The organism is Lysinibacillus sp. KCTC 33748, from assembly GCF_002237755.1.
Taxonomy (GTDB): Bacteria; Bacillota; Bacilli; order Bacillales_A; family Planococcaceae; genus Lysinibacillus.
The window spans coordinates 1-10358 of sequence record NZ_MWSJ01000044.1; the positions used below are offsets into that span (position 1 = coordinate 1).

The following is a 10358-nucleotide window of genomic DNA, read 5'->3' on the forward strand; positions in this document are numbered from 1 at the left end:
TAGTAAATAGCTTGAGGTTTGTCACCTAGTAAATCCTGTGGCTTGAACTCATTTTTATTTAATACAATAGAAGTAAATTGTTTATCTTCAAAATCAGACCACATAGCCACTGATTTATCTCCTGATAGTTCTTTCCATTGATTCTCTTTGATATGGTTAAGATTGTTCATTCCATATTCAATGAAGTTTTCTTCTGTTGGTGTAGTTGATTGCCAATCAGTACCATTGTGGTATTTGTAATCTGAGTTGTGTTGAACTAAGTATTTATCAGGAATAAGGGAGATTACTCTATCGTAGATTTCCATTTGGTCTAATTCACCTTTAAAATAGAAATCTGCTGTTGGTGCTGTGTTTGACCATAAGTTTCCAATTACTAAGTCTCTGAAATGTCTTACCCCTTTAGTGGCAATGGAAGCCTTAGTATAAGGAATTTGGGAATTATTTACATACAACAAAGCATTGTCATTATTTTTACTCTCGTCTAACACGAATAATATATCATACCACTTATTTAGCTCCATTTGCTCTGTACCCAAACAATCTACAACAGTAGTACTGCTTCTTATGGAAGCTCTTAGGGTGTCATTTGGCATGAGTGTTAAATAGACCCCTGTATTTGACTCAGTAGTATTGTTGTCATTTGTTCCGAAAATATATTGCACTCTATTTAACTGTAAAAATTTTATTTTCAATCTTATTGTAAAAGTTCCGTTAGGTATAATTTTATTATTCATAGTAATATATTGATTAGTACCATTAAATGACATAGCAGAACCTTTACCATTCCAACCTGTTACACGAGTAGGAGTATTGACTAGCGCTCCTGTATATCCACCAATAGAATCCATAACATTTCCACTAGGTTCATCAAAACCGATAAATGCTTTACCATATTTACTTAAATTATCTTTACTATTAGCCATTGTATTGACCTCCAATATTTTTCCATATTAAAAGGACAACTAGTTTAATAGTTGTCCTCAATCATTGCTGTTTTAAAATCACTGCCAATAGGAGCAGTAAACATTCTACCTTTCCCTAATGGTGTTCGATTATTAGTCACAATTTCATATTCAGTTGTAAGTTTAGTAAAATCAATAGGTGGTCTATCGACTGCTAAGTCAATCTCTTTTACTATTCCACCTTGAGCTAACATCATATATTCTGCTATGTTAGGAATCTCTTTTACACGAGCTGTGTCAGGGGATAAAACAAGATTTTTATTGTCTGAGGTTTTAACTACTAAACGTTTTTGAGTGAAGTCAGAAGGGGAGAGAGCTTTATTGTAGATTTGAAAATCATCTAGTTGACCATTAAAATAGTCTGTTGCAATTAAAGTACTAGCAATATTACCTAATCTCATATTAATACCTGATTGCTCATTAGATGTTAATAATCCATGAAATTTTTCTTTATCATTTACATACATTCTTATATTGCTACCTATTGTTGCACCATCAAAAGTTATCATAATATCATACCATTTATTTAAGTCTATCGCTTCAATAAAGTTATGGACAGAACCTACAGAGTGTCTTATAGATAATTGAAGGAGATTATCAGTAAGAGTTATACTTAAATCTCCTACAGTAGTACTAGAAGAAGTACAAATAATTCTACTAGTTGTTTTATTCTGTCTGTTTAACATTTTAAACCTAATGGTTTTTGCACCCAGTGGAAGAATGGGGCTATTAAAAGTAACATACTGATTGACTCCATTAAAATCCATAGCAGAGCCTTCACCATTCCAACCTTCAACTCTAGTTGCGCCTGTAACTGTGCCTGTATAGCCATTACCTAGCTTGTCTGTAACATTCCCACTTACTTCATCAAAACCAAACCATGCGACACCATGTTGTGCCATTAATTGCTCTGTTGTTGCCATATTATTTCACCTCTCTTAATCCAAATTTAATATCTGCAAGCGAAGCATTGTTATTTGTTCCATCTAATACACTTAAAACTGTTATTTTATAGTATCTACTATTAGAGTGAGTTAAAGGCAATGTTAATTCAGTAGATGGTTTCCAACTAGTGACAGAGAATTTACCTAGTGTAGACCAATTACTATCATTATTAGAACTTTCAACGATAAAATCTTTTGGTGTTTGTTGAGAGAGGTATTTTTCAGCTCTAGGTACTATAGATACAGTGTTTATTTCTCTATTTTCACCATAATCTAATTTAATCCATGAGTTGATTGCCTGACCTGTGGCAGAAGCCCATATCATACCACCATCACTTTCAGCATTTCCATCGAAAGCTAGACATGCACTGTATCCACTGTATTCACTACTAGCACTAGCTACCAATGGAGAAGGGGTATTATTAGAGGTCATGTTTGTTTCATACCAAGTAGTTACTATACTTTTATTCTCTAAAAATTCCTTGATATTCAATGTATTGATTTTCCCAATATCATGTGTGAACACTTTTCCACTTACGTTAGCAACAGGTTTGTCATTTAAGTATCTATGTTTGCCAAAAGGTACATCTAATTGAATTTCCTTACCTTGTTCAATACCATGTAAAATCATGTTTTTAGCTGAGTTATCAGGAAGATGAATAAGAGTGTTATCTGATAGAGAGTAATGTTGATTTGTTGTTGGGTTTTTAACAATGACCCTTCTGTAATCTATCGCTCCAAACACAGCTTCACTAAGTTGAGTGACGCTACTATGACCATAATTAGATAATAAATAAATCTTATAAAATCTGTAGCTTAGTTCATTTGAATTTATATCTAAAGTGTCCCATATAGTGTCGCTAGCAATTTGAGGTAATGTAAAACTACCTACTACGTTAAAAATTATTCCATCATGAGAAGCTTCTATTCTAACATCTTTTGGTGTAGCAGTTGTATTGGTGTTCCCATTTTTTAATTTTAGCTTAGTGAATGGATAAGCCTTGCCGAAATCTATCATTACCCAACCATTGGAAGGTGAATTAGGTGACCATTGATTATTATTCAATATATTATCAAAAGCTTTCCATGCTTCATGACAGCTCTTTCGTTATTGGTAGTAATAACATATGGAGAAGGATAGTTGTAGTTTGACATATTTGTTTCATGCCAAATTATATTGCTCATAATATCATTCCTTTCTTATTGTATTAAGAAGTCAAAATAAAAACTCAGCACTATTTAAAACTAATGCTGAGTGGTTTTCTATCTAGTTTACTTGTCAGAAAACTATTGTTATTTTCTTGAAGAACATAATTTTTGTTCTTATAAACAACACTTGAATTATTAAATTCTTCTTGTCCATAACTAATAAAATTCTTCTTAGTTAAAGAAGGTAATTTAATAATATTATCTTTTTCATAGCTATATTGAATCTCTGCTATCGCACTTGCAACAGTGTTACCATTGTTAGATTCTATATCAATCCTGTAGTATCTATATGTTTTTTCATTATTAAAATGGTATTTCCTTGTTTCACCGTCAACCCAATTAATTTCATTTTTTATGGTTTTTAATGTATCAAAATTTGTGTTGTCATTTGTTCCTGATATTCTAAATTCTTTTATCATTGTATCTACTGCATTATCTTTAGCAGTAAGAGTTAGAGTGTTTGCTACAATCTCTTCACCAAAGTTAGTGTATATATATCCTGTAGCTGTACCATTATTCATTTGCCAAAAAGTATCTGACTTTCCATCGAAGGCTTTCCAAGCAGGGTAGGAAGAATTTTGGCTACTAGTGCCAACCGACAGAGGAGAAGGAGTAGTGTTAGAGGTCATTTGAATTTCAAATTGAGTGTTGATTGATTCTATTGAGTAAGTCTCGTCATTAGAGTGTAATAATATTTTATTGCTCAATGAATTTTCATAAACTAGTTTAAGTCTGAAACCAAGCGTTGTTGGATTAGTGAAATTTCCTGAAAATACTGCTCCATCTTTGTTATATACATAACCATATATTGAACTCCAAGCAGTTATACTTCTCGTTTGTGTCTGAGCGTTGTTTACAAAAGCGTTACTAGACACGCCATTTGGAAGCGTAAAAGCGATATAAAGTCTCTTATTATTTTGAAAAACAGGGTCATTTTCTATATCAATGTCTAAATCAATAGTACCATTATTTGTAAAACTACTAACATAGTGGTATTTTACAACTGTCTTCAAATCTTCTGAGACAAAGTACATATTCATTGATTTATTAACGGTGCTACTTAAATCTAATTGTATAGTTTTTACAGTGCAATTAGTAAAATCAAATAATTTATCATAAAGATACATGACTGAATAGTTCAACGTTCCTGTTCTTGTACCCCAGCCCCAATTGCTATCTTCTACTATAGTTGTTCCCATAGTGTTTTTCCTCACCTCAATTCTTTATTTGAAACTTATACTTAAAGGTTTTCTATCCAACTGTGTTGTCCACAACCCATCTGAATTTTTTGAAGCATCATCTTGTAAAATGTAGTTTTTATTAATTAGAATATAATCAAAATCTCTAATTGCATCTGCACCATATTCAATAAAGTTATCTGCACTAACACTAGGTATTTCTGTGAGCAATGATTTCTTATAGCCATATAGTATCTTACCAACACCAACATAACTGCCACTAGATTTGTTATCAACATTTAATCTGTAATATCTATATTCTCTTTCGTTATCAAACTTAAAATCTTTTTGTTCGTTAGCTTGTGTATATAGAATGTTATCAAAAACAGCTAGTGATTCAAAAGTAGTACCATCATTGGAAGCTTGTATCTCTATTTTTTTGGGCGCTCTTATACGTGCATTAATGTCTGATTCATTTGTAGAAAATAAAGATAGAATGTTTACTTTTTTAGTGTTCCATAGTCTATCTGAATCCACCCTTTTTGATAGGCGCTAGTCGACCAAAAAGCACCTGTTGGATTAGAACTAGCAAAAGCTCTCCAAGCAGGGTAGCTAGTTGAATAAATTGAACTAGCACTAGCAACAAAAGGCGCAGGAGCTGTATTAGAGGTCATTTTTGTCTCATATTTTGTGTAAAGAGATTCTAATGAGTAAGTTTTATTGTTTGATTGTAATAAATATCCTTCTTGAATAACATTATCTCCGTAAAAAGAAATATGAGGGATAATAAGAGGATATGAACGATTGTCGTAGTTCTGTATCATAATCTTTAGTTGACCATTCTTTACAGACTTATTGGTTGGAACTATTCTTGTGTTTTCTGACTTAGCCCAATTTACTCCTACCCTTTCAGCTATTTTTATTCCATCACAATACACCTCAAAAGCATAAGGCTGAGTAGCGAAAGAGCCATCACCAACATAAACTTCTATATATTCTAAAACCATATCAAATCTTGTGTTGAATGATACATTTATCTCTAACCAAGATTTTGGAGGTAACATATTGAAGGTAGTATTAAAGAAATCAAGTGTACCTTTTTTGAATACGTTAGACAAATCTTGGTCAATGCTATTTGTCTCACTTTTTACATTTAAGAAATTCACCATATTCACTTCACCTCAATTCTTTAATTAAATCCTATACTCAATGGTTTTCTATCCAACTGCTTTGCTCATGTATTATCTGAAATTTCAGAAACTTCAACTTGTAAAATGTAGTTTTTATTAATCATTGTTTTATTTAGTTCTAATAATGATTGTTGACCATATTCAATATCTAATGTTGGAAGCTCTATTAACACATTATTATCTAAGCCAAATATTATTTGATTTATTGAGACCCTGTTATAAGTGTTAGGAGAATAAACTTCTAGAACATTGATTCTGTATACAGTATAATCACTCTTTTTAAAGTAAAACTCTTTCCATGTATTGGCTTCCCACGTGTTTACTGAAAACTCTTGTATAACATGATAGTTGCTACCATCATTTGAGCCAAGCACCTGAAATCTCTTTGGTGATTGATTTGCTTCATTAGAGCTTTTTATCCTCACTCTATTAAAGATATTTTTACTACCAAAATCTAGTTGTACCCATTGTGGAACGTTGTCTGCCATCCAATTATTTGTTGATTCACTAAATGCTCTCCATGCTTGATATGAAGAAGCATTTATATAAACACTACTTGCGCTCGACCTTAATGGAGCAGGGACAGTATCAGAGGTCATATATGTTTTGTATAAGGAATTATTTGATTCAATTGAATAAATCTTATTGTTTGATTTAAGAAGTATTTTTGAATAAGGAAGAAGCCCATAAGGTTTATATCCATTTGGAATAGGGTAATTGAATAATTGTTCCTCAAAGATTGCGGTCACTGTGATACTACTACTTGTGCCATTTGTTGTAAATGCAGGGTACACTTCTCCTAGTTCAGAAAGATTCCTAAATGCTATACCTTGAGAGACACCATTTTTATAAAATTCAATAGTGCCATCATCTAGATTCAGTGCGATACCAATAGTATCGTTATTAGAATATGCTAATCCATATGACTGTGATGTATTGCCTTCAATTTTACTGCCATTTATTGCATAATATCTACTTAGAGTAGAGTTATGGGTACTTCCATACCCACTTTTTACTGATACAATTCCTACCATAGCATTTAATATAGAACCCATCTTTAGCTCAAAGTACCACTTTCCACTACTTTTAGGATAATTTGTCACAACAGTTTGGTCTGAATGTTTTATATAAGCTGTCAAGTCATTATTGCTAAATACTGTAGCGCTATGATTAATTTTTGCGCTATCCCATGTGACTTTATAAATATCTATCATTATTTCACCTCTATTCTTATACTTCTTATGTCAAAATACTTCTTTAAATCGAGTGTCTTACTAAATACTTTCCCTACATCACCATTTGAAATCTCACTTTTATTTGTCATTGGTAATGGTTCTAATTCTGTTACTTTTCGGTCAAGTAGGGGAGATAGATTGTCCATTCCTTCTGATATAAATAAATCTTCATTAGGTAAAGCATCAGAAACAACTTTCCAATGAGATTTTTTTTCAGGTTCATATGGAGATAGTAGTTTTTTAGGTGGATGAAACATTATCTCACTTATTATTACTGCATCTGAATTAGGAGAATAAGTTCTTGTAATGTTTAATCTATAGGCTTTATAGGAAACTGATTCATTTAGTTCGAATCTCTTCCATATATTCATTTGATAAGATACATTGACTCTTGTATCAACTACTGTCCAGTTACCATCTTCACCATTTGTTGTGTCATTAGAACCCTCTAAAGTGAAATCTCTAGGGTCTGCACTACTTCTTACTTCGCCATATAAAGAATAAGCTCCAATCTCTTTACCTTCATTAAATACTATAGACAAAAATCCTTTTGGACTTACACTTGTTCTAACTATATTACTGTTTGAAGCATAGTCGAAAGCATTGAACGCAGAGCCAACTCTAGTGTTAACGCTACCACCACCATATGACATATAAGCAATCTGATTAGCAGAATTGTTAGATGTCATTTTCTGAACTATATTAACTGAATCATCAGACCACACTTCTTGCTTCTCAGGAGAAAGTGGAACGCACTTTTTATACTCACCATCATGTAAAATAAGTGTTTTATTTATCGATTTCTTTTGATTTACATACCCTAGTTTAACTTCTGTTAAACCTGTGTAAGCACCACCATTATTCGCTAGTATTTCTATTCTGTAATATAAATATGGTGTGTTATTATTAAACTCTTGTTCTGATATGTTCTCTATTGGTCTGTTAAAACTTGCTATCTTTTTAAATGTTGCACCATCATTAGAGCCATGAATAGCCATTTGAGTTGGAAATAAGGTAGCACCACTTTGAGACATATCTATTCGAATTAAATTTATTATTCTCAATTGGTCTAGCTTAATAGTTATATGACCAGTCTTTGTACCATTTGATGTAAGCCATCTAGCATTGCCACCATCGTTAACTAACAGCCCATCAAATGCTTTCCAACCATCATAGGCAGAGCTGAACGTGCTACTAGCACTCACAACAAAAGGAGAAGGGGTGTTAGCAGATGTCATTTTAATATCATACCAAATTTTTTCGTTCACTTATCTCACCTCAGTTCTACTACTTCTTATGTCAAAATACTTTTTTAAATCTATTTGCTTACTAAACACCTTACCAATTTCATCATTTTCTAAAACATCATTTCTCTGTATCATTTGGAGTGGTTCTAGTTCTGCTACCTCTCTGTCTAATAGGGGAGAGATGGTGTTCATTCCTTTCTCAAGGAATTGTGTTGAAGTAGGAATAGTGTTAGATATTGTTGACCAATAAGCAGGAATATATTAACTTTACGCTTTTAAGTCCTATTTCACCACTTTCTCCACCATTTAGATGTATTTCATATTTTGAAAAAGCTTCTGTATTGTTAAACTTAAATTCTTTTATGAAACTATTTGAGAAAGTAATACTATCAGAACTACACAGTTCAACACTCTCTCCATTATCTCTTACACCATAGAAAATAATATCCCTAACATAGTAAAAATTTAATATAATACTATCTATAATAGGCTTTATTTTTTTTAGTTCCATAGTAAATATGATACTAGTTGTTCCTGAGCGATTTACAGTTCTTGCCTCTCTGTTAGAATCATCAAAAGCTACATAAGTAGGGTTGTACATAGTCCTGTTAGTATACACCTTCATTAAGTCATTTTCATTGGTGTCAACCATCTTTGGTAAGATATTTATGCTTTCTTTGGCAGGCTTCTTTGGATTTAGTTTCTTATATTCACCATCATGTAAAATAAAAGTTTTATCTATAGTAAAATCACTAGGAGTAAGAACTTTGTTATACACTTGAAAATCATCTATTTGACCAGTGAAATATTGTCTATATGTTGTTAATTTACAGCCTCCCATAACAAGGTTCTGAGTGGCGAAGTTTACACTGGTTTCATTCGCTGTTGACTTTTGAGAACCAACTAACATATCATCAACATAAAGTTTCGCCTCTTGATTTATATTTCCATTCCAAGTAAACATGACTTTATGCCATTGGTTGTCATTGTATGTCTCAGTAGACCTTATATCAAAAGCATATGTAGCCCCTGCACCAGTTGATGTAAAACGCCTCATAAGAAGTTTTCCTTCTTTTATACCTAAATTATAGCCAGTCTGATTTACTGTGTTTGTTGCATAATTTTCAAAAATATACATATTATTGAGAGATGACGTTTTGAATCTTAGAACAATAGTTTTCTCACCATATGTCATTAAGCTGTTGTTAAAAGTTACTAAAGAACTACCATTGAAGTCAATAGCATTCCCTTCACCATTCCATCCAGTTACACGAGTTGCATTAGATAATGTTCCAATATATGGGCTTCCTTTTGAATCTGTAGCGTTTCCTGACACTTCATTAAATTGATACCAATACAATCCATACTTATCCATAGCTATCTGTGTTTTTATATTCTCTAATAAAATATTGTTAATCACTTATTTCACCACGTTCAATTCATCAATCTTCACCCAATCATCACGAGTGATTTTTTGCCTGTGTAAACTTCCTGTGTCTGACCAAATTTTATCTAATGTCATGTCATATTGATAGTCACGTTTAAGGCTTAGTAATGTTGTATCATCCTCATAAAAATCTAGCTCTCCAAAAGTTGTGTAACTTGAATTACCATTGTTTGCAGACCAATTAATTCTATAAGCATTATATTTATTTTTTATTTGTATGCTATATATTTTATCGGTGTCTCTTGTCGTCCAAATTTGGTTAGCTTGTGTGTCTAAATTTATCCAAGTACCGTTAATACCATTTGTAGTATCATTACTTCCTTGAAGAACCCAGTTCTTAGGCATGGAGTTTAAATAGGTTGCGCTTCCACTATGACTTCTGAGCCTGTATTTAGTAATTCTTACTTCACTTTTGAAATAAAATCCTAAAAAACCACTTATAATATTAGTTGATGAACTATAATAGCCTGAATCAGAGAAAGCTTTCCAAGGTGAATATGAAGCGCTATATTCACTAGAAGCAAAAGCAAAACCAAGTGGGGAAGATGTATTTGATGTTAAAGTGGGCATTAAAGCGCTACCATCACGTACCATCTTTTCTTCATTTTATATCTTGAATATAATTATGTTGCTTTTCCATGTAACGGTAAGAAACACGTTGCACTAACGAGTTTTTACCTGCTGATGCTGTGGCAATTTAACAACTGATTTGTTTTTATCTTTAATTCCACTTCTACCAACTGAAGTGAAAGGCTCTTCTCCCAAACTATCTACACGAACATTAAACCAACAGTCTATAACCTCAACAATGTTTCCTATTATGTTTCTGTCACCACCAATGCGGTCATTACTGCGAATGTTACTTCCAAGTGGTTCTGTCAAATAAACAAAAAAATTCTCCTTAACAGAAGCGTTAAGGAGATCTTTAAATTTCAATTAATTTATG

The 10358-nt window shown here is 32.3% G+C and carries 11 protein-coding genes and 1 pseudogene; all 12 read right to left on the reverse strand.

The window, feature by feature from the left end:
• The coding region (locus tag B1B04_RS24945; RefSeq protein ID WP_079564390.1) for a LamG domain-containing protein at window positions 1–923 on the reverse strand (923 nt) is incomplete at its 3' end.
• A gap of 44 nt (window positions 924–967) precedes the next feature.
• Window positions 968–1885 carry a LamG domain-containing protein gene (locus B1B04_RS24950; protein ID WP_079564392.1) on the reverse strand — a complete coding sequence of 306 codons (918 nt, stop codon included), beginning with the start codon at window positions 1883–1885 and terminating at the stop codon, window positions 968–970.
• A gap of 1 nt (window position 1886) precedes the next feature.
• Entirely contained in the window at window positions 1887–2537 is a 651-nt protein-coding gene (locus B1B04_RS26535) for a discoidin domain-containing protein (protein ID WP_346427010.1), read from the reverse strand.
• Window positions 2538–2675: 138 nt separating this feature from the next.
• Window positions 2676–2981 (reverse strand): annotated as a pseudogene (locus B1B04_RS26540) (discoidin domain-containing protein); the annotation flags it as partial.
• A 160-nt stretch (window positions 2982–3141) separates the two neighbouring features.
• The gene (locus tag B1B04_RS24960; protein ID WP_079564399.1) at window positions 3142–4314 is read right to left on the reverse strand and encodes a discoidin domain-containing protein; all 1173 of its coding nucleotides are present in this window, start codon (window positions 4312–4314) and stop codon (window positions 3142–3144) included.
• 24 nt (window positions 4315–4338) lie between these two features.
• Window positions 4339–4830, reverse strand: coding sequence for a hypothetical protein (locus B1B04_RS24965; protein WP_079564401.1), 492 nt, complete (start codon window positions 4828–4830; stop codon window positions 4339–4341).
• Window positions 4794–5462: a hypothetical protein gene (locus B1B04_RS24970; protein ID WP_079564404.1), complete on the reverse strand. Its 669-nt coding sequence runs from the start codon at window positions 5460–5462 to the stop codon at window positions 4794–4796. The genes B1B04_RS24965 and B1B04_RS24970 overlap by 37 nt, the downstream gene beginning before the upstream one ends.
• 65 nt (window positions 5463–5527) lie before the next feature.
• Window positions 5528–6697 (reverse strand): SPRY domain-containing protein, encoded by a 1170-nt coding sequence (locus B1B04_RS24975; RefSeq protein WP_079564406.1) that lies wholly within the window; start codon window positions 6695–6697, stop codon window positions 5528–5530.
• Window positions 6697–7986, reverse strand: coding sequence for a discoidin domain-containing protein (locus B1B04_RS24980; RefSeq protein WP_079564409.1), 1290 nt, complete (start codon window positions 7984–7986; stop codon window positions 6697–6699). Before B1B04_RS24980 ends, B1B04_RS24975 begins: the two co-directional genes overlap by 1 nt.
• 208 nt (window positions 7987–8194) lie before the next feature.
• The gene (locus B1B04_RS24985) at window positions 8195–9385 is read right to left on the reverse strand and encodes a LamG domain-containing protein (RefSeq protein WP_079564411.1); all 1191 of its coding nucleotides are present in this window, start codon (window positions 9383–9385) and stop codon (window positions 8195–8197) included.
• Window positions 9386–10006 (reverse strand): hypothetical protein, encoded by a 621-nt coding sequence (locus B1B04_RS24990; RefSeq protein ID WP_079564414.1) that lies wholly within the window; start codon window positions 10004–10006, stop codon window positions 9386–9388. It abuts the gene before it with no gap.
• Between the two features lie 69 nt (window positions 10007–10075).
• The gene (locus tag B1B04_RS24995) at window positions 10076–10294 is read right to left on the reverse strand and encodes a hypothetical protein (RefSeq protein WP_139377006.1); all 219 of its coding nucleotides are present in this window, start codon (window positions 10292–10294) and stop codon (window positions 10076–10078) included.
• Between the last annotated feature and the right edge of the window lie 64 nt (window positions 10295–10358).

Excerpts from the sequence above, each read along its gene's own strand:
- B1B04_RS24950 (WP_079564392.1), bottom strand. The coding sequence starts at position 1,885 with ATGGCAACAACAGAGCAATTAATGGCACAACATGGTGTCGCATGGTTT.
- B1B04_RS26535 (WP_346427010.1), bottom strand. The coding sequence starts at position 2,537 with ATGATTTTACATGGTATTGAACAAGGTAAGGAAATTCAATTAGATGTA.
- B1B04_RS24960 (WP_079564399.1), bottom strand. The coding sequence starts at position 4,314 with ATGGGAACAACTATAGTAGAAGATAGCAATTGGGGCTGGGGTACAAGA.
- B1B04_RS24970 (WP_079564404.1), bottom strand. The coding sequence starts at position 5,462 with ATGGTGAATTTCTTAAATGTAAAAAGTGAGACAAATAGCATTGACCAA.
- B1B04_RS24975 (WP_079564406.1), bottom strand. The coding sequence starts at position 6,697 with ATGATAGATATTTATAAAGTCACATGGGATAGCGCAAAAATTAATCAT.
- B1B04_RS24990 (WP_079564414.1), bottom strand. The coding sequence starts at position 10,006 with ATGGTACGTGATGGTAGCGCTTTAATGCCCACTTTAACATCAAATACA.